Source organism: Staphylococcus sp. HMSC072B07, from assembly GCF_001815505.1.
GTDB classification, from domain to species: Bacteria; Bacillota; Bacilli; order Staphylococcales; family Staphylococcaceae; genus Staphylococcus; species Staphylococcus simulans.
This window is the reverse complement of sequence record NZ_KV820898.1, coordinates 109,986-131,409: the sequence shown is the minus strand read 5'-3', so window position 1 is coordinate 131,409 and position 21,424 is coordinate 109,986. Positions and strand designations below refer to the sequence as shown.

At 36.1% G+C, this 21,424-nt stretch carries 18 protein-coding genes; 14 read left to right on the top strand and 4 right to left on the bottom strand.

Annotation, left to right across the window (positions count from 1 at the left end; translation table 11 throughout):
* The first annotated feature begins 41 nt into the window (after positions 1 to 41).
* On the top strand, positions 42 to 1,949 hold the full coding sequence (gene thrS / locus HMPREF3031_RS01460) for a threonine--tRNA ligase (protein ID WP_002481419.1): 1,908 nt from the start codon (positions 42 to 44) through the stop codon (positions 1,947 to 1,949).
* A gap of 928 nt (positions 1,950 to 2,877) precedes the next feature.
* Here the strand turns inward: thrS and HMPREF3031_RS01455 are convergent.
* Together HMPREF3031_RS01455 and tagH are read right to left on the bottom strand one after the other, a co-directional pair.
* The gene (locus HMPREF3031_RS01455; RefSeq protein WP_023015448.1) at positions 2,878 to 3,249 is read right to left on the bottom strand and encodes a Na-translocating system protein MpsC family protein; all 372 of its coding nucleotides are present in this window, start codon (positions 3,247 to 3,249) and stop codon (positions 2,878 to 2,880) included.
* Between the two features lie 358 nt (positions 3,250 to 3,607).
* Complete coding sequence (gene tagH / locus HMPREF3031_RS01450) at positions 3,608 to 4,405, bottom strand: teichoic acids export ABC transporter ATP-binding subunit TagH (protein WP_002481421.1); 798 nt, start codon at positions 4,403 to 4,405, stop codon at positions 3,608 to 3,610.
* Between the two features lie 288 nt (positions 4,406 to 4,693).
* Between tagH and HMPREF3031_RS01445 the strand changes: the two genes are divergently transcribed.
* The 4 genes from HMPREF3031_RS01445 (at position 4,694) to tagD (ending at position 8,201) form a co-directional block, all read left to right on the top strand.
* Positions 4,694 to 5,497 (top strand): ABC transporter permease, encoded by an 804-nt coding sequence (locus tag HMPREF3031_RS01445; protein WP_023015447.1) that lies wholly within the window; start codon positions 4,694 to 4,696, stop codon positions 5,495 to 5,497.
* A 74-nt stretch (positions 5,498 to 5,571) separates the two neighbouring features.
* Complete coding sequence (gene tarB / locus HMPREF3031_RS01440) at positions 5,572 to 6,663, top strand: teichoic acid glycerol-phosphate primase TarB (RefSeq protein ID WP_002481423.1); 1,092 nt, start codon at positions 5,572 to 5,574, stop codon at positions 6,661 to 6,663.
* Entirely contained in the window at positions 6,660 to 7,718 is a 1,059-nt protein-coding gene (locus HMPREF3031_RS01435) for a glycosyltransferase family 2 protein (protein ID WP_002481424.1), read from the top strand. The genes tarB and HMPREF3031_RS01435 overlap by 4 nt, the downstream gene beginning before the upstream one ends.
* An 84-nt stretch (positions 7,719 to 7,802) precedes the next feature.
* Entirely contained in the window at positions 7,803 to 8,201 is a 399-nt protein-coding gene (gene tagD / locus HMPREF3031_RS01430) for a glycerol-3-phosphate cytidylyltransferase (RefSeq protein WP_002481425.1), read from the top strand.
* 75 nt (positions 8,202 to 8,276) lie between these two features.
* On the opposite strand, the gene pbp4 is transcribed toward tagD, so the two are convergent.
* Positions 8,277 to 9,566 carry a penicillin-binding protein PBP4 gene (gene pbp4, locus HMPREF3031_RS01425; protein ID WP_002481426.1) on the bottom strand — a complete coding sequence of 430 codons (1,290 nt, stop codon included), beginning with the start codon at positions 9,564 to 9,566 and terminating at the stop codon, positions 8,277 to 8,279.
* Positions 9,567 to 9,799: 233 nt separating this feature from the next.
* Between pbp4 and HMPREF3031_RS01420 the strand changes: the two genes are divergently transcribed.
* The 9 genes from HMPREF3031_RS01420 (at position 9,800) to HMPREF3031_RS01380 (ending at position 20,709) form a co-directional block, all read left to right on the top strand.
* Complete coding sequence (locus HMPREF3031_RS01420; protein ID WP_002481427.1) at positions 9,800 to 11,530, top strand: ABC transporter ATP-binding protein; 1,731 nt, start codon at positions 9,800 to 9,802, stop codon at positions 11,528 to 11,530.
* 304 nt (positions 11,531 to 11,834) lie between these two features.
* Entirely contained in the window at positions 11,835 to 13,064 is a 1,230-nt protein-coding gene (locus HMPREF3031_RS01415) for a NupC/NupG family nucleoside CNT transporter (RefSeq protein WP_002481428.1), read from the top strand.
* A gap of 411 nt (positions 13,065 to 13,475) precedes the next feature.
* Positions 13,476 to 14,312: a YitT family protein gene (locus tag HMPREF3031_RS01410; RefSeq protein ID WP_002481429.1), complete on the top strand. Its 837-nt coding sequence runs from the start codon at positions 13,476 to 13,478 to the stop codon at positions 14,310 to 14,312.
* Positions 14,313 to 14,605: 293 nt separating this feature from the next.
* Positions 14,606 to 15,412: an ABC transporter ATP-binding protein gene (locus HMPREF3031_RS01405; RefSeq protein WP_002481430.1), complete on the top strand. Its 807-nt coding sequence runs from the start codon at positions 14,606 to 14,608 to the stop codon at positions 15,410 to 15,412.
* 10 nt (positions 15,413 to 15,422) lie between these two features.
* Positions 15,423 to 16,430 (top strand): FecCD family ABC transporter permease, encoded by a 1,008-nt coding sequence (locus HMPREF3031_RS01400; protein ID WP_002481431.1) that lies wholly within the window; start codon positions 15,423 to 15,425, stop codon positions 16,428 to 16,430.
* Complete coding sequence (locus HMPREF3031_RS01395) at positions 16,427 to 17,443, top strand: FecCD family ABC transporter permease (RefSeq protein ID WP_002481432.1); 1,017 nt, start codon at positions 16,427 to 16,429, stop codon at positions 17,441 to 17,443. Before HMPREF3031_RS01400 ends, HMPREF3031_RS01395 begins: the two co-directional genes overlap by 4 nt.
* A 115-nt stretch (positions 17,444 to 17,558) precedes the next feature.
* Complete coding sequence (locus HMPREF3031_RS01390) at positions 17,559 to 18,059, top strand: hypothetical protein (RefSeq protein ID WP_002481433.1); 501 nt, start codon at positions 17,559 to 17,561, stop codon at positions 18,057 to 18,059.
* A gap of 325 nt (positions 18,060 to 18,384) precedes the next feature.
* On the top strand, positions 18,385 to 19,452 hold the full coding sequence (locus tag HMPREF3031_RS01385; RefSeq protein WP_002481434.1) for a YkvI family membrane protein: 1,068 nt from the start codon (positions 18,385 to 18,387) through the stop codon (positions 19,450 to 19,452).
* A 228-nt stretch (positions 19,453 to 19,680) separates the two neighbouring features.
* Positions 19,681 to 20,709: an alpha/beta hydrolase gene (locus tag HMPREF3031_RS01380; RefSeq protein ID WP_002481435.1), complete on the top strand. Its 1,029-nt coding sequence runs from the start codon at positions 19,681 to 19,683 to the stop codon at positions 20,707 to 20,709.
* A gap of 156 nt (positions 20,710 to 20,865) precedes the next feature.
* Here the strand turns inward: HMPREF3031_RS01380 and HMPREF3031_RS01375 are convergent, their stop codons facing one another.
* The gene (locus HMPREF3031_RS01375; RefSeq protein WP_002481436.1) at positions 20,866 to 21,372 is read right to left on the bottom strand and encodes a GNAT family N-acetyltransferase; all 507 of its coding nucleotides are present in this window, start codon (positions 21,370 to 21,372) and stop codon (positions 20,866 to 20,868) included.
* Between the last annotated feature and the right edge of the window lie 52 nt (positions 21,373 to 21,424).

Here is a 21,424-nt window from a genome sequence, read left to right as displayed (position 1 = left end):
TTGAATAAAATCAACCATTAGAATTTAAGGAGGCAATAATTATGGCAGAACAAGTTATCGTTACTTTACCAGATCAACGCAAATTGGAGGTGGCACAAGGCACAACACTTTACCAAGTTGCGCAACAAATCGGCAGTTCTTTTGCGAAAAAAGTTGCGGTTGCGAATGTGGATGGCACATTTTATGGTTTGAACGAATACATCGGAGAAGATTGCCAAGTTGAATTCTTGACATATGAAGATGAAAAAGGGTTAGAAGCCATTCGTTATACTTTAGGTTATTTAGCAGGAGAAGTGCTTGAGAAACATGGCGCAAAAGTTGCGGGATTCGGTGTAAACAAAGAACAATTCTTTGTAGACTTCAAACCTGAAGAAAACTTGAAAGCAGCGGATTTAGAAAAAGTTTCTAAAGACATTCAAAAAGCAGTAAGCGCCAATCATCCAATTGAAGTTCGTGAATTATCAAAATTAGACGCATTAGACCAATTTAATGAAAATGCTTTTATGCAACATCATATTGAACAAGCCTCAGAGCCTGTGAAAGTTGCGGTTCATGGAGACTATGCAGCAGTCATCGACCAACCTTTAGTGCATAATTTATCTAAAGTGAAAAACTTCAGTTTGCAAGCCGTATCTGCGACTAACTGGTTAAGAGATGTGAACAACGAAGCATTACAACGTGTATCTGGTTTTGCATTCGCAGATGCGAAAGCCTTAGAAGACCATCAAGCGTTTATTGATAAATATGAACAAGTGAACCATCGTCGTTTAGGTAAAGAACTAGATATCTTCTCATTCTCAGAATTTGCACCAGGTATGCCATTCTATGCGCATAACGGCCAAGTGATTCGTTTGGAATTACAAAATATGTTGAGACAATTACAGTTTGAAGCGGATTATGAAGAAGTCTATACTCCATTTATCATGGACGAAACTTTATGGAAAAACAGTGGACACTGGGATCACTACCAAGACAATATGTACTTCACTGAAGTTGATGAACAAACTTATGCGTTAAAACCAATGAACTGTCCTGGACATATGTTGATTTACAAAAATCATTTACATTCATATCGTGATTTACCAATTCGTATGGCTGAGTTCGGACAAGTACACCGTCATGAATTAAGCGGTTCTTTAAATGGTTTATTCCGTGTAAGAACATTCAACCAAGATGATGCACATATCTTTGTACGTCGTGACCAAATCGAATCAGAAATCTTAGATGTCTTAGGTTTGATTCATAAAGTATATAGTGTCTTCGGCTTCGATTACAGTATTGAACTTTCTACTCGTCCAGATGACTTTATGGGTGAAATCGAACTTTGGGATTTCGCTGAACAATCATTAGAAAATGTATTGAATCAACATGGTTTTGAATATACAGTCAATGAAAAAGACGGCGCGTTCTATGGTCCTAAAATTGATATTCACATCAAAGATGCATTAGGACGTAGTCACCAATGCGGTACTGTACAACTAGATTTCCAAATGCCTGAAAAATTCGATTTAACTTTCGTTAATAAAGACGGAGAAAAAGAACGTCCAGTGGTTATCCACCGTGCAATTTACGGTTCAAGCGATCGTTTCATCGGTATCTTACTTGAACACTTTGGCGGAAACTTACCATTATGGTTAGCACCTGTACAATTAGAAGTGATTCCTGTCAATGCAGACTTGCATTTAGATGCGGTAAAAGGCTTGAAACGTCAATTGAAAGCTGAAGGCTTCAGAGTAGATCTAGATCTTTCAGACGAAAAAATGGGTTATAAAATCCGTCAAGCACACTTAAGAAAAGTACCATATACACTTGTTGTGGGAGATAACGAAGTAGAAAATGGTACAGTTGCGGTAAGAAAACGCGGTGCTTCTGAAGAAACTAGCGTAGATGTGAAAGACTTCATCGAACAATTGAAAGTAGAAAGAGATGTTTTAAACTCAGTAGAGTAAGTTTAAAACGATAATTGAATATAAAAAATACGCATTGCAGTAGAAAGGGTAGCTGCAATGCGTTTTATTTTTAAGGGTTATTATTTTATAGTTTCATGTGTTTCAATTAAGTAGTTGAGGGAGCTTAATTGAACACAGGTTTTTTGACATTTTTATTAATGAGGGTAGGATTCAGAATGCAGGGCTAATCACGTTCTGAATCGTCGTGTGATTTTCAAGATTGAGTTTAAACGTTTTGTTTGGGCTCATTTCCATATAACAGGTGTGCGTTTGATCGATGATTATCATTCAGAGCGACTTAAACTCTGTTTTATTTGAGTAAGGGTTGTGTTGTAAGTTTGAAATAGTAACGTGAAGCATAAGAAAGTTGAGGGCACTGCTGGTGGTGATGAATTGTGGGAATTCAATCAGCAGAATATATGCATTGTTACCTTATTTCAATACTTAGCGCGTTTTAAATTTTAACGCAGATTTATTTTAACCATCAATTGCTGTTATAGGCATACTGATTACTATTTGGCACTTAATTTGAACTTACCGGTTGTTGTTAGGGTTATTGTGTAGCTATGACAGCATCTTGCAATGTTTATGATTAGCTTTTTCAATCAAACATTTTAAAACAGGAGGTTGCAAGAGAATTGCTGTTGTATCAGCTTTGTGCGTATAGAATGGGCTGTTTTCTTATACGTAAAGCACATTGTTATAATTGGGCTGGTTTCAATAGACTACTATAGTGGTGAGTGTAGCGTATTGAAAATTTTTATAGAAATGAATGGTTGTTTAATAAGGTAAGTTCAATTTAATGTTATAGGGAAATAAAAAAACTCGCTCCTGTTTACATGCATCACCTCCTTGAAAAGTCTTTACGAGTTTCAAAGTAGGTTAGTAAACAGCACCGAGTATCTTACACCAATCCTAATATATTCTATTACGATTCAATATTGCGATCGAACACGAATATTGAAATGACTTCATCATCTTCTAAATTAACATCTGTAAATAGTTTTACAAATTTCGCGCCTACCAATTCTTCCATTTCTGTAGGTGGATGTTGGTTGTAAAGTTGTTTAATTTCTTCTGTACGTCCAAATTTAAGCATTCTTTCGAATTCCTTACTTTGAGTATTACGCAAATAGAAGTTTTCAACTTTACTTAGGCTTCCTGTCATATGGGCAACCGCCCAGTTATCTTTGAAAAACACTTTGATTTGTTCGGGACCTTTGCCGATGTGTTCTTTACGATACGCACGGACAAGGTTCGCAAATGCTTGTGTCTTATTTTGTTTAGCTATATCAATCACCTGCTTACTTGAGAAATGATATGACATATTGAAGTTCAGGCTGATTAGATTTCAATATTTTGATACACCTTCACTTTAAAGAAAATGAAGTGTGCAGCAAGACTATTGAAATGATTACTTGTATCAAAATGTCATTGTATGAGAGCATCCGACATTAATCAAGTGTGCAATATTATTTTGCCTGTTGTTAATACACTTGTACTTAATGATAATACTTTTTTTCTTTGATTTAAAGAGGTTTGCTTAAAGTTTTTTAAGTAAAAAGATTCAGAAATATCAATATCGCTTTAAAAGAGTGAAGTAGAAGAGGAAAAGAAAAAGCAGTTTATACTGCGATTTCTTTTACAGCTTCAATTGTTTATTTCATTACAAATCTTTCTTCGTCTAAGTTTTTACGGAAAGCTTTTTGGTCTGCTTTAGATTTCTTTTTAAAGTCTTTAAGGAATTGTTCGTACTTAGGCAATACTTCCTCAACTTCGCCGAATTGTTTCAAGCGTCCGCCTTCAATCCAAGCGATTTTTGTACAGAATTGACGGACTTGGCCGATGTTATGGCTGACGAAGAAAATCGTTTTGCCTGCTTCTTTAAATTCGTGGATTTTGTCTAATGATTTTTGCGTGAATGTTTGGTCTCCGACAGACAACGCTTCGTCAATCACTAAAATATCCGGATCAATCGTGACGTTGATAGAGAAACCAAGTTTAGCACGCATACCACTTGAATACTTTTTAACGGGTTGGTAAATAAACTCTCCCAGTTCACTGAATTCAACGATTTTAGGTGTGAGCTTTTTAATTTCTTTACGTGTAAAGCCCATGCACAACATTTTAAATTCAATATTTTCTAATCCTGTTAATTGTGCGTTAAGCCCTGCATTGATCGCAATAACACTGACTTCACCATTTTTTTCAATTGAACCTGCAGTGTTGGATAAAGATCCGCCGATAATATTGCTGAGGGTTGATTTGCCTGAACCGTTGATGCCGACTAAACCGATAATATCACCTTTATACGCTGTCATTGAGACATCTTTTAACGCGTAAAATGTTTTGTTCTTATGATTAGGAATGAGCGCATCTTTGATTCGTTCTTTGTTATTACGATAGATACGATATTCTTTTGTAATATTATCCATCTTTACAGATACATCTTTCATTGTATAACCTCTTCCTTAACCTCTATTTACTCTATTATAGTACATATTGCGATGCCGAGCGGTCAAAACGCATATGAATTCTTCAACGCTATAAATTTTACCATTTCTTGAAGAATTGGTCATTATTTTCGTCGTTAAAGTCATTTCTTTGCCATTAGTAATGAAAATTATTCCATTCTATATTATAATTACGTATAATGTTGAGATGGATATATTTCAAGCATAGAGAAAAAATTACATAAGCATATGTAATGAAATGCGCAAATCGTTTGAAAGCGTGGTTTGAACATGGGAGCATTAATAACTGTTCTGAAAGAACATATTAAAGGATTTTATTTGATCCACAGGTTAGCACAATTTGAGTTGAAAATTGCTAACCATAATAACTACTTAGGTATGGCGTGGGAGTTAATTAACCCGCTTATCCAAATTTTAGTCTACTGGTTCGTGTTCGGATTCGGGATTCGTACAAACGCACCGGTTGATGGGATACCCTTCATCTTCTGGATGCTTGTCGGTATCAGTATGTGGTTCTTTATCAACCAAGGAATATTAGATGGGACACGCTCGATTGTATCGAAATATAATCAAGTGGCGAAAATGAATTTCCCGTTATCGATTATTCCGACGTATACCGTAACTGCAAAATTATATGGACATTTAGCATTACTCGGGATTATTATTATTTTCTGTATCGCTTCAGGTATTTATCCGACGATACATATTATTCAGTTATTCTTATACGTACCATTTGCGTACATTGCTACAAGTGCTGTCGCAATCTTAACTTCGACTCTAGGTGTATTAATTCGTGATACACAAATGATGATGCAAGCGTTAATGCGTGTATTATTCTATGCATCACCAATTTTATGGGTCGCTAAGCCAGGTTCGATTGTACAAAAGATTCTGATGTTGAATCCGATTTATTTCATCGCAGAATCATACCGTGCAGCAGTACTGTATCATAACTGGTATTTTATTGATCATTGGCAATTAGCACTTTACAACGTATTTATTGTCGTATTTATATTCTTTGTAGGTTCGATTCTGCACATGCGCTACAGAGATCAATTTGCAGACTTTATGTAAGATTATTTAAGAGTAAACTCCAAGCATGTTTTAGCGTGTTTGGAGTTTTTTTAAAATAAGCAGAGGTGAAAAACATGAGACAAGTCATCAAGAAGCTGTATTTAACCATTATCAATGTATTTAATACATTATGGTTCAATAAAAAAATCGATACGCATCATATTGTGTTGTTTATGAGCTTTAAAGAAGATATATGGCCTTTAGTTCAAAGGTTTCATAATGAAGGTTACCGTTTAACTATCATCGGTAAAGAAAAAGATAAAAAACAAGTTGCACAATTATCAGGTGTTGATTATGTCATCAACAGTAATAAAAACGTTATTGCGCAATTAAAAGCATTAGCCACTGCTAAAGTTATTTTTGTAGATAATTACTATTTGTTAATGGGAGGTTATCGCAAGAAAAAAGGGCAGACTGTCATTCAAACATGGCATGCGGCAGGCGCTTTAAAGTACTTCGGCCTAAAAGATCATGCGGTCGATTTGTCTAACAAGAAAATGGTAGATCAGTATTTGAAAGTATATCATGCGACAGATTACTATCTCATAGGTGGCGACCCAATGGAAATTTGTTTTAGAAATGCTTTTAGTGCAACACCTGAACAAATGTTACGCTTTGGTTTGCCTAGAATGCAACAGTACTTTACAGTTAACTTAGAACAACAAAAAGAAAAGTTGAAACAACAGTATGGGATTAAAGATAAGCTTGCAGTATATGTACCGACATACAGAGAACATCAAGCAGCAAACAGAACGATTGATGCACAACATTTTGAACAGGAGTTGCCAGGCTATACCATTATCAATAAATTACATCCAGCTGTAAGACAAGGGTCTACATCTGATATTGAGACACAACACTTGTTCTTGATGGCAGATGTCATCATTACAGATTATAGTTCACTTGCGATTGAAGCGAGTTTATTGAATAAACCTGCCTTATTTTATGTTTACGATCAAGCGGAATATGAAGCGGATCGGGGTTTGAATCATTACTATTGGCAAATTCCTGAAAACTATAAAGCATATAATGAAGCAGAGTTGCTGCATAAATTAAAAGAAGGTTTAGAACATTATCCGCCGCTCTTTAATGAATGGCATGATTACAATACGGATGAAACTTTAAATCAGATATCAAATTATATAAAAGAATTGGTGAAACGATGAAAATTTCTATTATTATTCCAGTTTATAACTCAGAAGAAGTCATTAAGAAAGCAGTCAGTTCCATTGATACGAAATACGATCATGAAATTATTTGTATTAATGATGGTTCTACAGATGGCACACTTGAAGCACTTGAAACAATTCAAAAAGAAAATAAGCACGTCAAAATTATCAGTCAATCTAACAAAGGCGCAGCGGCTAGTCGTAATGTCGGCTTATCTCATATTACAGGCGATGTCTTCATGTTTTTAGATGCTGATGATGAATTTTTACCGAGCCGTATCGATGTGATGGCACGTCGTTATGAACAAAATGACGATGTTGAAATCGTGATTGGACAAACAGGACGTGATTATCATGGTGAATGGCGTACTTTCCCGACACATGAAGAAATTAAAAAAGATGAAGTTGTGAATTTAGCGCAATGCCCAGCGATGCTGCAATCTATCGGACCAAGAGATAAGATGTTCAGCGCACGTTTCAAAGATTTACGTTTTGATGAAGACATTGTTTTTTGTGAAGAACATACATTTATGGCACATGCATTTAATCAAGCACATGATATTCAATTGTTACCAGATATTATTGCGGGCTATAATGTACGTGAGAACTCGATTACAGCACGCAGTGTTGAGCGTTTCTTTGATTATATGCACGATGCTTATATTGTACGTGGCCGCGTGATGGATTACTTGAGACTTCGTAATGTACAACAATATTATAGCTATCGTATGGATGAATTGATTGTCAGTTATATGCTTCAAGCTTATGTGACAGAAAAACCAAAAGTGACACAAGAATTATTAGATACAGTTATCCAATACATTGAAGGTATGCAAAAGACGCATTATGATGGCGATGCATTATTTAGAATTGTCAAAGTGATGGAAGGCGGCTGTAAAGGTTGGACGTTGCATTATTATCGTCAATGGCGTGTAGCGTTGAACAAAGTAGGCATCGGACGTCCGAACTATTTAGCGTTCAAAGCACAATTAGTGCCTAAACAATCAGCTTTTAGAGGGCGTGCTGCTTTAAAAAGCGCGTTAAAAAAATAAGCGAACTTACAATTTTAATATGAATTGAAGAGTGAAATGTGTTATTTTTTTACAGTAACTAAAATTGTGAAGGAGGGTTTAAATTTGAAGAGAGTTATTACGTACGGTACATATGACTTATTGCATTATGGTCATATTGAATTACTGAGAAGAGCGAGAGAAATGGGAGATTACCTGATTGTGGCACTCTCTACAGATGAATTTAACCGCATTAAAAATAAAAAATCTTACTACAATTATGAACAACGAAAAATGATGTTGGAATCTATTCGTTATGTAGACTTAGTCATTCCTGAGGATGATTGGGGTCAAAAAGAACGTGATGTGGAACGTTATGATGTAGATACTTTTGTCATGGGTCATGATTGGGAAGGCGAATTCGACTTCTTAAAAGACAAATGCGAAGTGATTTACTTAAAACGTACAGAAGGTATTTCTACGACACAAATCAAAAAAGAATTATATGGTAAAGATGCCAGATAAAATAAAAACAGAGGTATAATCGCCAAGGCTTGGCAGTTATACCTCTGTTTTTGATTTGTATTTAAAATTTCAACATTATTTCTTACGTCCGAATGATGAAATAATCATATAAACGACGATGGCTAGTGCTGCGACAATAAATGCAACGCCAAGGCTCGTTAGAATCGGATGTGTACTCCAAGAAGATTCTGCGAATGTTGTTGCTTTTCGCATCAATGGACGTTGAACATCTACTGATGGCGGGCCATAATCTTTTGAGATAAATTGTCGGTCATAGTCTAGATGAAGCTTGCCATCTTCTACGACGAATTTATAATCTTCTTTTTTAAGATTGCTTGGAACAACATCGTATAAATCTTTTTTCACGTAATAGGTTTTATTATTGATTTTGTGTTGTCCTTTAGACATAACTTTAACGTATTTATATTGTTCAAATGAACGATTGATTAAACTGTTGCCCATTTTATTACGTTCTTTATCTCCGCCTAGATGTTCGAAGTCACCTGCACCCATCATAGCTTGATCAATACGGAAGCCATCACGCTTAGTACTTAATGTGTGGTTGTAATCAGCGATGTCGCTTGATCCGGTTTTTAAACCATCTGTACCAGGTAAGCTCAATTCAGAACCTTCAAGCGACCAGTTGAACGTATAATATGTTACACCGTGTTGAGTTGGTGAGATTGCTTTAGTAAATTTAAGCACTTTAGGTGTATCTTGCACGACACGTTGTGATAAAATCGCGAAATCTCTTGCGGTTGATATACTAGACATTTCATCTTTATAACGTTTTGGCGCAAAACTTTTTAATAAGTTATTTTCAGCGCCTGTCGGATTTACAAAGTGTGTATGGTTCATCCCGATTTCTTTAGCTTTTTCGTTCATCTTGTCGGTAAAATCAGAAGTGGAATCAGAAACTTCATTTGCTAAAATCAATGCAGCCGCATTACTAGAGGCTGAAACCGTAATTTGAAGCAATTCACTGATGGTATAAGTTTCACCAGGATATAATTTGGTATTACTTAACTCTGGAAGGGTAGACATCGCATAATGTTTATCAGTGATTTTCACTTTGTCATCTAACGATAATTTACCTTCTTTAACAGCTTCTAACGTCAGGTACATTGTCATCAATTTCGTCATTGAAGCGGGGTACCATTTCTTATCCATATGATAGCTGTAGAGTACTTGCCCGGTTTGACTAATGTTCACAGCACTTTCTGGTTCAAAACCTTCTCCGATATTTTGACCGCGTTCATTAGCGATTTGGACAGGTGATTTGGTTTCAGTGTCCGCATCAGAAAATGGTGTTATAATGGTACTTACGAAGAATATTAACAGTGTCAGTATTACTATCTTTTTCATTATGTATGTTTCAGTCCTTCAACAATAATAGTTTCACAGTAAAACTATTTTATCATAAAAGTAGTTTGATACAAGGGAACAATAAATATATGAAAATTATGCCTATTTTAGACGTCAGTCTGACGGTTGTCTGACCGAAGGGTGCCCGGACGTCTAAAATCATGTGAAAAGTCGGGACTATGCATCATAATTTAAGAAGAAACATAAAACTATAATTGAGGTAAGCGTGAAAAATGAAACAGACTAACAAAACATCTAATCCACTCTTATTCTTATTGAAGAAACTGACATGGCCAGTCGGCTTGATTGCGATTGCAGTATCTATTTCTTCCTTAGGGAGCATCAGTGGTTTAATTGTCCCTTTATTTACTGGAAGAATGGTTGATAAATTTACTGGCGAATCCTTCAACATGCAGTTTATTTTAATTTTTATTGCTGTGTTTGCGTTGAATGCAGTCTTAAGCGGTATCGGCTTATACTTATTAAGTAAAATCGGTGAAAAAATTATTTATGCGATTCGTACTGTTGTATGGGAACACATCATTCGTTTAAGAATGCGTTTCTTTGATGTGAATGAAAGTGGACAGTTAATGAGTCGTTTAACAGATGACACTAAAGTGATTAACGAATTTGTTTCTCAAAAATTACCGAATGTGCTGCCTTCTATTATCACATTAATCGGTTCATTGATTATGTTGTTTATTATGGATTGGCAGATGACGCTATTAACTTTTATTACGATTCCTTTATTTGTGATTATTATGATCCCTTTAGGACGTGTCATGCAGAAAATTTCTACACGTACACAAGCAGAAATTGCGAACTTCAGTGGTTTGCTTGGACGTGTATTAACGGAAATGCGTTTAGTTAAAGTTGCCAATACGGAACAAGTTGAACTAGATAAAGCACATATAAATTTAAAAGAAATTTATAAGCTGGGTCTGAAACAAGCGAAAATTGCGGCAGTCATCCAACCGATTTCCGGTTTGATCATGTTGTTAACAATCGGGATAATTCTTGGTTTCGGAGGTATCCTTATTTCATCAGGCGCAATTACTGCAGGAACACTTGTTGCGATGATTTTTTATGTTATTCAAATGTCGATGCCGCTTGTGAACTTGTCGACATTGATGACAGATTATAAGAAAGCAGTCGGAGCAAGCAGCCGTATTCATGAAATCATGCAAGAACCGTTAGAAGAAGTCTACATGCCTACGGGTCAATCTTTAGGTAATGGTGACATCGCATTTAAAGAAGTTTCATTTGGTTATGATACAAAAGAAGTCTTACATGATTTGAATTTTAATATTCCAAAGGGTAAAGTAACTGCATTTGTAGGGCCATCAGGATCAGGAAAAAGTACGATTTTCAATTTAATAGAACGAATGTATGACGTGACACACGGAGACATCCTTTATAATGATGTTTCTATCTATCAATTACCGCTATCGGATTGGCGTAATAAAATTGGTTATGTCATGCAGTCTAATGCGATGATGAGTGGTACAATTCGAGATAATATCTTATATGGTATCAACCGAAAAGTGACAGATGCTGAATTAATGCAGTATACACAATTAGCGAACTGTCACGAATTCATTACAGATTTTGATGAGGGATACGATACCTTAGTCGGTGAACGCGGATTGAAACTTTCTGGTGGTCAACGTCAGCGTATTGATATTGCGCGCAGCTTTGTGAAAAATCCTGATATTTTATTATTAGATGAAGCGACCGCAAATTTAGATAGTGAAAGTGAAAGAAAAATTCAAGAATCATTAGAAACATTAATGAAGGAACGTACAACTGTGGTAATCGCACACCGTCTTTCTACCATTATGAAAGCTGATCAAATTATCTTCTTAGATGGTGGACGTGTGACGGGTATTGGTAAGCATCATGAGTTAATGCAGTCGCATGAAAAGTATAAAGAATTTGTGATGACACAAAAACTGACAGATTAATGATAAAGGTTGAGACAAGAAGAAAAGTCTCAACCTTATTTTTATAACAAAAAAGATATATAGACGAATTATGACAATCATATTTATTGCAAGAATTTTTGTTTCATTTCTCAAAAATCTAATTCAAAGGTAACAACCAACATGATATACTAAAAAAGCACTTAAATTTTTTACAATTTGTAAATACGAAATATCTCAAGTAACAGGCGGACATTGTAAGGATTATAGGGAATTCAATCGGGAGGTTATGATTCTGTCAGTGTAGACTTGTACATAATAAAATAATAGAAATGGTGGGTGTAAAATGTATTTACTTATCAACATTGTTGGTTTGATTGTATTTTTAGGTATTGCAGTGCTCTTCTCTAGAAATAGAAAAGCGATCCAATGGAAATCAATTGGTATCTTAGTCATTGTAAACTTATTCTTAGCATGGTTCTTTGTCTTCTTCCCATGGGGAAATGCGGCAGTTTCTAAAATGGCAGATGGTATTGCATGGCTGATTGAATCAGCGAACGCTGGTACAGGGTTTGCGTTCAAAAGCTTTGTAGATACGAAAGAAATAGATATGGCGGTTGCAGCCTTATTCCCAATTTTACTCGTAGTACCTTTATTCGATATTTTAATGTACTTTAATGTTTTACCTAAAGTTATCGGTTGGATTGGTTGGGCGTTAGCTAAAATTACACGTCAACCAAAATTCGAATCATTCTTCGGTATCGAAATGATGTTCTTAGGGAACACAGAAGCATTAGCTGTTTCAAGTGAACAGTTAAAACGTATGAATGAAATGCGTGTACTAACAATTGCGATGATGTCTATGAGTTCAGTATCTGGTGCAATTGTCGGTGCGTATGTAACGATGATTCCAGGCGAACTTGTTTTAACAGCAATTCCATTAAACATTATCAATGCGATTATTGTTACTTCTATCTTAAACCCAGTAACAGTTGAAGAACGTGAAGATGTGATTTACCACATCCAACAAGAAGGTGTAGAACGTCAACCGTTCTTCTCATTCCTTGGAGACTCAGTTATCAACGCTGGTAAATTAGTATTGATTATTATCGCATTCGTAATCAGTTTCGTAGCATTAGCAGACTTAATTGACCGTTTACTTCACGTACTTTCAGGTACAGTAATTGGTTGGTTCAATGTCAAATTCAGCTTTGGCTTAGACCAAATTTTAGGTGTCATCATGGTACCTTTCTCATTATTACTTGGTCTACCTTGGAGCGAAGCATGGCCAGTTGCGCAACAAATGGCTAAGAAGATTGTCACAAACGAATTCGTAGTCATGGGACAAATTTCTGATGCGGTTAAATCATATGATCCGCATAGACGTGCAGTTATTTCTACTTTCTTAGTATCATTTGCGAACTTCTCAACAATCGGTATGATTATCGGGACATTAAAAGGTATTGTTGATAAGAAAACATCTGATTTCGTTTCGAAATATGTACCTATGATGTTATTGTCTGGTATTTTAGTTTCATTACTAACAGCAGCATTCGTAGGATTATTCGCTTGGTAAGCGTATAGATAGAAGCATTGTATTCGGTAGTTGTTACTGAATATGATGCTTTTCTTTTTTAAGCAAAATGAAAACAGGTGAATGAATGTGGGGAGACACAAACATTACCTGCTTTCAACGGGAAATGAATTTGATGCACGTAATCAGTAAGGACTAGGTACTGATGGTGCATTCGAGCGAAAATTTTGCTTGTTTATTGTAAACAACACAAAGGAGATAACTTCCTTAATCTCTTGATTAAGGAAGTTGAAATTTATTATAGCAAAGCTTCAACACAAAGTAAACAAAATTTTCAGAATAATTAATTTAATATTAATAAACACTGTGATTCAGGGGTTTCACATTGTTGGTTAAGAGCGCCTGTGCTAGTATTTATCTTATCTACACAATTTAATAAGGGGGCGATTGGATTTGAAACGAAGAACGTGGCGTGACCTCGCACTCGTAGTATTTGGTTCATTTATGTTCTCTGCAGGGGTCAATACATTCATTATTTCCGCACAATTAGGGGAAGGCGGCGTAACGGGACTATCCATTGTATTTTATTATGCTTTTCACATTTCGCCAGCTATCACCAACTTTGTGATGAATGCGATTTTAATTGCGATTGGTTATAAGTTCTTAAGTAAGCGAAGTACGTATTTAACCATTCTTGCAACAGTGTTAATTTCAGTCTTTTTAGGACTGACTGAATCTTGGCATGTTGAAACTGGCAACATTATTGTGAATGCCATTTTCGGGGGTGCTTCAGTCGGATTAGGTATTGGCGTTATTGTACTTGCTGGGGGAACGACAGCAGGTACAACGATTTTAGCGCGTTTAGCACATAAATACTTAGACGTCAGCACATCTTACGCGTTGCTATTTTTCGACTTAATCGTTGTGGCGATTTCATTTACTGTGATTCCAGTCAATAAGTTATTGGTAACGATTATTTCACTTTATATTGGTACGAAAGTTATGGAATTCGTTATTGAAGGTTTAAATACGAAGAAGGCGATGACTGTAATTTCAAGCCGACCTGATGAAGTGGCGAAAGTTATTGACCAAAAAATCGGACGAGGGGTTACGATTATAGATGGTCGCGGTTATTACTCAAAAGAAGACAAAGAAATTTTATATGTGGTTATCAGTAAAACACAAGTTTCAAAAGCGAAACGCTTAATTCGAAAAATTGATGAGAATGCCTTTTTAGTCATCCACGATGTGCGTGATGTGTATGGTAATGGCTTCTTAGTAGATGAATAAAGGATGAGAAATCGAGGCGATAGTCTCGATTTCTTGCGTTTTAGTACATAAGAATTGTTAGGAAATCGCTCCAAAAAATGTTATAATATAGCCTATGATAATGATTATCAATTACAAGACTGTAGTTGATAAAAGTATGAAAGCTTTCACGATAATCTTTACAGGTCATAATTATAAATAAATGCAATGAGATAAGAAATAGAAATAAATTCTGCGGCAGACCTTGAAAAGAGACAGGTGTTTCGGCAACTGTATTTAAGGTTCATGTCGTATCCAATGGAGGATGAAGTATATTGGCAAATCGTTTAAATGGTCAGCACGTAACAATCGGATATGGGGATCATGTGATTGTTGATAACCTAGATGTAGAAATCCCTGACGGCAAAGTTACGTCTATTATCGGACCTAACGGTTGCGGTAAATCAACATTACTAAAAGCATTATCTCGTCTTTTATCCGTTAAAGGCGGAGAAATCACATTAGATGGTAAAAATATTCATACACAATCTACGAAAGAAATTGCGAAGAAAATCGCCATTTTACCACAATCACCAGATGTAGCAAATGGTTTAACAGCAGGCGAATTGGTTTCATACGGCAGATTTCCACACCAAAAAGGTTTTGGCCGCTTAAGCGCTGAAGATAAAGCTGAAATCGATTGGGCGCTTAAAGTAACAGGTACGTATGATTTTAAACACAGAGCTATTAATGATTTAAGTGGCGGTCAAAGACAACGTGTATGGATTGCGATGGCTTTAGCACAAAAAACAGATATTATTTTCTTAGACGAGCCAACAACGTATTTAGATATCAGTCACCAATTAGAAATTCTTGAATTAGTTCAAGAATTGAACCGTGAACAAGGTTGTACCATTGTAATGGTGTTACATGATATCAACCAAGCGATTCGTTTCTCAGATCATCTGATTGCGATGAAAGCAGGCGAAATTGTTTCAAGCGGTGAAACACAAGAAGTCTTAACGAAAGATATTTTAGAAAGATGCTTCAATATAGATGCAGAATTAAGTACAGATCCACGTACAGGTAAACCGATGTTAGTCACATATGATTTATTGTGTAAACATTATTCGAAAGTATGAGGCACGGTAAATGAGTGATAAAGAGAGAAAAGAGAAGTATCCCAGATTTATATTGTTATTACTTTTATCATGTGTGATGTTAGGGACAATGTTGGTGCTCTCCATTTTATATGGAGATGCGCCCATTCGTCTTGGGACGATTTATGAAGCGGTTTTCCATTATAACCCTATGAATGAACAGCACAACATTATCAGTGAAATTAGAATACCTAGAGACTTAGGTGCAATACTTGTAGGTATGGCGCTTGCGGTGGCTGGGGCAGTTGTTCAAGGTGTGACTAAAAATGGTTTGGCAGACCCAAGCTTAATCGGCTTGAATGCTGGTGCCAGTTTTATGCTCGCTTTAACATATGCCTTTGTACCGCAAGCTTCTTTTAGTTTATTGATGCTTGCAGGATTTATCGGTTCAATATTAGGCGGTACAATCGTATTGATGATGGGCCGTTCTAGAACTGATGGGTTCAATCCTATCCGTATTATTTTAGCAGGTGCTGCTGTCAGTGCATTCTTGACGGCTTTAAGCCAAGGCATTGCATTAACTTTTAAATTGAATCAAGACATCAATTTTTGGAGCATGGGCGGTGTTTCTGGCACAACTTGGGTTCAATTGAAATGGAGTACCCCTGTTATTTTAGTGACGATCGTTTTGTTAATCTTACTAAGTCGACAATTAACAATTTTAAACTTAGGAGAAAGCTTAGCTAAAGGCTTAGGCCAAAATGTGCGCGTCATTCGTACAATCAGCTTAATACTAACGATGCTGTTAGCAGGTGTTGCTGTAGCAATGGTCGGACAAATTGCCTTTGTCGGTTTAATCGTGCCACATATTGTACGCTTTTTAATTGGTACGGATTATGCGAAAGTGATTCCGTTAACTGCTGTTTTAGGCGCATTTTTAGTTCTTTTAGCAGATACCGTCGCACGTATGTTAGGAGATGCGCCAGTCGGTGCGATTGTTTCCTTTATTGGCGTGCCTTACTTTATCTATTTAATTAGAAAAGGAGGTCGCTCAATATGATAGAAGATAAATTACGAAGACGTCAGTGGCTGGCTTTATTAATAACTAGTGTCCTTTTGTTTGCGGCCTGTGTTTGGAGTATCACGTCAGGTGAATATCAAATGTCAGTCGGCACGTTCTTTAAAACTTTATTTGGTTTAGGTGACTATACGGACAGTTTGATTCTACTAGATTTTAGACTGCCGAGAATGTTAGTAACGATTCTGGCAGGTGCTGCATTAAGTTTAAGCGGTGCGATGATGCAGAGTGTAACCAATAATCCACTAGCTGAACCTGGTATTTTAGGTATTAATGCAGGAAGCGGCTTCTTTATCGCACTCTTTATTGTCATCGGACAAGTGAGTGCAGATAGCTTTATCTATGTTTTACCAATACTGAGTATGACTGGCGGTATTTTAACTGCATTAATTATTTTCTATTTCAGTTATTCTAAAGAACGCGGTATGACTCCAGCTAGTATGGTCTTAGTCGGTGTCGGGTTATCTGCCGCACTCTCTGGCGGTTCGCTGACATTGATGTCTAAATTTGATAAAGACCAAGCAGAGTTTATGGCAACATGGCTTGCGGGTAATATATGGGGTGATGAATGGCCGTTTGTCATCGCATTATTACCATGGTTGATTGTCATCATACCGTTCCTGTTTATGAAAGCAAATACATTAAATATCTTGAATACCAATGACTTATTAGCACAAGGCTTAGGTGTAAATGTCAGACGAGATCGTATGATTATTTTACTGGCTGCTGTTGCTTTATCATCAGCAGCTGTAGCGGTAAGCGGTGCTATCAGCTTTATTGGTTTAATGGGACCGCATATTGCGAAAACGATTGTGGGACCAAGACATCAACTCTTTATGCCTTTAGCAATAGTTATTGGCTCGTTCTTACTAGTATTCTCGGATACAGTTGGTCAAGTGATTTTACAACCATCAGGTATTCCAGCTGGTATTGTCGTTGCGTTAATCGGTGCACCTTATTTCTTGTATTTAATGTATCGTACACGTTCATTGTAATTTAACGTAATGAAATATTGTTATACGTTATAGTAATTGATGTGAAATCCAAAAAAATATGGTAAACTAATACTAATTGTAGATAAAATCTGTTCAACAATAGGAGGACATTGGCATGAAAGATTTAATCAAGCGACATGTCTTAAACGGCGAATTTGAATCTGTGAAACGATTAATGTCCGAATCAGATTTTATGGAATTTGAAGAACATTACATTTCAAGTGCGCATGAAGCAGAAAGTGTTATGTTTTATACGTGTATCTTAGATATGATCAAAGATGGAGAAACAGCTGAAATGCATGATTTAGCATTCTTACTCCTTGTTTATCCATTAAGTGACTTAGAAGGTGCATTGGATTCTGCTTACTATCATGCAGAAGCTTCCATAAAACTCACTGAGGGCAAAGAAGTGAAGAGTTTACTACAAATGTTGTTGCTCCATGCAATTCCTGAACCTGTTATTTCTGATAAAAAAGCTTTCGATATTTCTAAACAGATCTTGAAATTAGATCCTAATAATAACGTAGCCCGTAATATCCTTAAACAGACAGCGAAACGAATGGATAACGTGGTGGTCAGCATTGATGAACTGAACCAAAATCGTGATGCAAAATAATGAATTTAAAATGAATTAAAGGGTATCTCACATGAGGTATCCTTTTTGTTTTGCACAAAAAAATATTTATCCATAAGTTTTACTAATGGGTATGTTTACAAAGTTTAATGAGTAATTCTATCAAATTGAGGGTAATTTATTGTTGTGTTTGGGTAATTACACTTAACGGCTATTGCGCAATTGAGTGTTTTATTGTTACTATATACTTTTCATGGAATAAGTAATGGCCTTTTTCAGAAAAAGACAGAAACATAAGCTATGGATAGTAAGTATTAACGTTGGCAAGCATTGTTTTTAATTACACGAGGAGGTATTCAACGTTATTATGACGTTTAATAAAGAAACAGTAAAAATTGGCTTTGCCTATGTCGGTGTAGTCGTCGGCGCAGGTTTTTCAACAGGCCAAGAAGTTATGCAATTCTTCACTGAATATGGTCTATGGGCTTATATCGGTGTTTTAATTTCAGGTGTTATCTTAGGATTCATCGGAAGACAGGTCGCAAAGATAGGGACAGCTTTCGATGCTGAAAACCACGAATCAACTTTGGCATATTTATTTGGAAAATACGTTGGACGGATCGTCGACTATATACTGGTCTTCTTCTTATTCGGAATTTCTGTCACAATGATTGCAGGGGCAGGTTCTGCATTCCATGAAAGTTATGGCATCCCTACATGGTTAGGTTCACTGATTATGGTAATTGCTATTTATATTACATTACTTATGGACTTCAATAAGATTGTCCGCGCACTTGGTGTGGTAACACCTTTCTTAATCATCTTAGTGATTGTGATTGCAGGTGTTTACCTATTTAAAGGTCAAGTGCCATTTAATCAAATTAACGCAGAAATGCCTAAGACAAGTCCGCTTTGGGGCATTATCATGGGAACAGTTTACGGCGGTTTAGCGTTTGCGGTAGGATTTAGTACAATCGTCGCTATCGGCGGTGACGCAAGTCGTAGAAGAGTATCAGGTGCCGGTGCAATGTTCGGCGGTATCATTTATACGATTCTGTTAGCATTGATTACATTTGCATTGCAAACTGAATTCCCAGCAATCAAAGAAGCGGCTATTCCAACATTGACATTAGCGAATGGTATTCACCCAATCGTAACAATTGTATTGTCAATTGTGATGTTAGCCGTAATGTACAACACAATTTTGGGTCTGCTTTATTCATTCGCAGCAAGATTCACAACACCTTATAGCAAAAAATATCACATTTTAATCGTGATTATGATGCTTGTCGCTTACGGATTAAGTTTCGTAGGTTTCTCAAGTCTGATCAACTTCTTATACCCAACAATGGGTGTTATCGGACTTGCTATTGTTATTGGCGTGTTAGTGAAATATTTCAAACGTAAAAAAGAGAATGAACAACATATCGCATAAATTGCCCAATGTGTGACATTTACTAGATATAGCAGAAAACTTATGAATAATGAAGGTCAACTTACTGCTTGTAAGCAGTAATGATGAAAACAATAGGTATAGCGCAGCTGATTTTGCTGCGCTATTTTTCTTGATTTCACCCTTTGAGATGACTTTAAATATAAAGTACAATAAATACAAACTGAAAATTATCTTGCCGATAGAATAAAGAGAGGACTTGGTAATCAAATGAACAGTCGAAGAAAAAAATGGCTGGCAATCGGTGCGATTATCTTCGTGTTATTAGGCATCGCTGTCGGTGTTGGTATAAAACTTTATATGGACTATCAACATAAACAAAATATGAAACCTAAAGTCGCGATTAACAATAATAATGTAAAGGTCTTTAATAATATTACATATAGTAAAGCATTCCCGAAGAGTCAGCTTGATATCATCACACCAGCAGAATTAGATAAAGATGTGAAATTACCAGTGATTTTTTGGATGCATGGCGGCGGCTTTATTGCGGGTGATAAACAATATAAAAATCCATTGTTGGCAAAAATTGCAGAACAAGGCTATATTGTAGTGAATATTAACTATGCTTTAGCACCACAGTACAAATATCCGACCCCTTTAATTCAAATGGATCAAGCTGTAAAATTCATTAAAAAGAATCCGCATGAATTGCCGATTGATTTTACGCAAGTGGTGTTCGGCGGCGACTCAGCAGGTGCACAGTTATCCAGTCAATTTACTGCGATTCAAACAGATGAACAGTTAAGAAAAGATATGCACTTTAAACAACGTTTCAAACCGAAAAATATTCGTGCAGCTATCTTTTTCGGTGGTTTCTATAACATGAATACAGTCAGAGAAACAGAGTTCCCACGTATTCAACTCTTTATGAGAAGTTATACTGGTACAGAAGAGTGGGAAAGTGAATTCAGAGATTTATCTGAAATGTCGACAGTGGAACATGTCACAAAAGATTATCCACCGACTTTCTTATCTGTTGGGGATGCAGATCCATTCTTCAGTCAAAATCAAGAATTTGCACGGGTCTTAGAAGAAGACGGTACATCAGTCGATACATTCTTTTTTGATGGGTCACACCATTTAAGACATCAGTATCAATTCCATTTAAACTTACCAGAATCAAAAGAAAATCTAGTCTCTGTACAACGTTTCTTAAGTAGAAATACAAGCTCAACAACGATTAAAAATCCAGATGAGCAATTTGAACCGATTCAATTAAATCCTTATAAGGATTAGTATGTTAATAACAGATCATGTTTTAAAAGAAGTATCACAAAGTAATCGGCTTTGTAGATACTTCTTTTTGTTATAAGATAATAAGTGGGTTATATGTAAAATAGAAAATGAAAGTAATAAAAAACCTGATATGTTTGTGACATATCAGGAGAAATATTAGTGCAATAGTTTAGCCATAACGTATTCACTATAGTATTTATTATCTATTTTGAGTTTATCGCGCATTTCGCCTTCAATTTGATAGCCTGCTGATTTGAATAAATCTACAGCATGCTCATTTTGAGGGACAACTAATGCTTCTAAACGACGAATATCGTGATTGTATGCCCATGCATCCACTGCATTTAATAATGATTGCCCAACACCTTTGCTGCGGTATTGTGCGCGAATGCCAAGACGCACGCGTGTTTCGTGGCGTGTACGTTCATATTCGCGAGATGTGACAATCGCAAAACCAATCAACTTACCGTCGATTTCTGCAAGATAAATAGTATTCGATGGAGAAGTGATAAAATGTTCAAGCTGTTGTAATGCGCTTGAAAGAGATGGCACATATTCGCCAGGGCTATACAGCATATAGCTAGATTCATCATAGATATCTTTTAATAAAGCAATATATGCATCTGCATCATTGATACTTATTTCTCTAATCGTATGTTCCATAGACACCCTCCATAATATAAGGTAGTATTACACTGAGTATAGCGTAAATGAC

Excerpts from the sequence above, each read along its gene's own strand:
- thrS (WP_002481419.1), top strand. The coding sequence starts at position 42 with ATGGCAGAACAAGTTATCGTTACTTTACCAGATCAACGCAAATTGGAG.
- tagH (WP_002481421.1), bottom strand. The coding sequence starts at position 4,405 with ATGAAAGATGTATCTGTAAAGATGGATAATATTACAAAAGAATATCGT.
- HMPREF3031_RS01445 (WP_023015447.1), top strand. The coding sequence starts at position 4,694 with ATGGGAGCATTAATAACTGTTCTGAAAGAACATATTAAAGGATTTTAT.
- tarB (WP_002481423.1), top strand. The coding sequence starts at position 5,572 with ATGAGACAAGTCATCAAGAAGCTGTATTTAACCATTATCAATGTATTT.
- HMPREF3031_RS01435 (WP_002481424.1), top strand. The coding sequence starts at position 6,660 with ATGAAAATTTCTATTATTATTCCAGTTTATAACTCAGAAGAAGTCATT.
- pbp4 (WP_002481426.1), bottom strand. The coding sequence starts at position 9,566 with ATGAAAAAGATAGTAATACTGACACTGTTAATATTCTTCGTAAGTACC.
- HMPREF3031_RS01420 (WP_002481427.1), top strand. The coding sequence starts at position 9,800 with ATGAAACAGACTAACAAAACATCTAATCCACTCTTATTCTTATTGAAG.
- HMPREF3031_RS01415 (WP_002481428.1), top strand. The coding sequence starts at position 11,835 with ATGTATTTACTTATCAACATTGTTGGTTTGATTGTATTTTTAGGTATT.
- HMPREF3031_RS01400 (WP_002481431.1), top strand. The coding sequence starts at position 15,423 with ATGAGTGATAAAGAGAGAAAAGAGAAGTATCCCAGATTTATATTGTTA.
- HMPREF3031_RS01395 (WP_002481432.1), top strand. The coding sequence starts at position 16,427 with ATGATAGAAGATAAATTACGAAGACGTCAGTGGCTGGCTTTATTAATA.
- HMPREF3031_RS01390 (WP_002481433.1), top strand. The coding sequence starts at position 17,559 with ATGAAAGATTTAATCAAGCGACATGTCTTAAACGGCGAATTTGAATCT.
- HMPREF3031_RS01385 (WP_002481434.1), top strand. The coding sequence starts at position 18,385 with ATGACGTTTAATAAAGAAACAGTAAAAATTGGCTTTGCCTATGTCGGT.
- HMPREF3031_RS01380 (WP_002481435.1), top strand. The coding sequence starts at position 19,681 with ATGAACAGTCGAAGAAAAAAATGGCTGGCAATCGGTGCGATTATCTTC.
- HMPREF3031_RS01375 (WP_002481436.1), bottom strand. The coding sequence starts at position 21,372 with ATGGAACATACGATTAGAGAAATAAGTATCAATGATGCAGATGCATAT.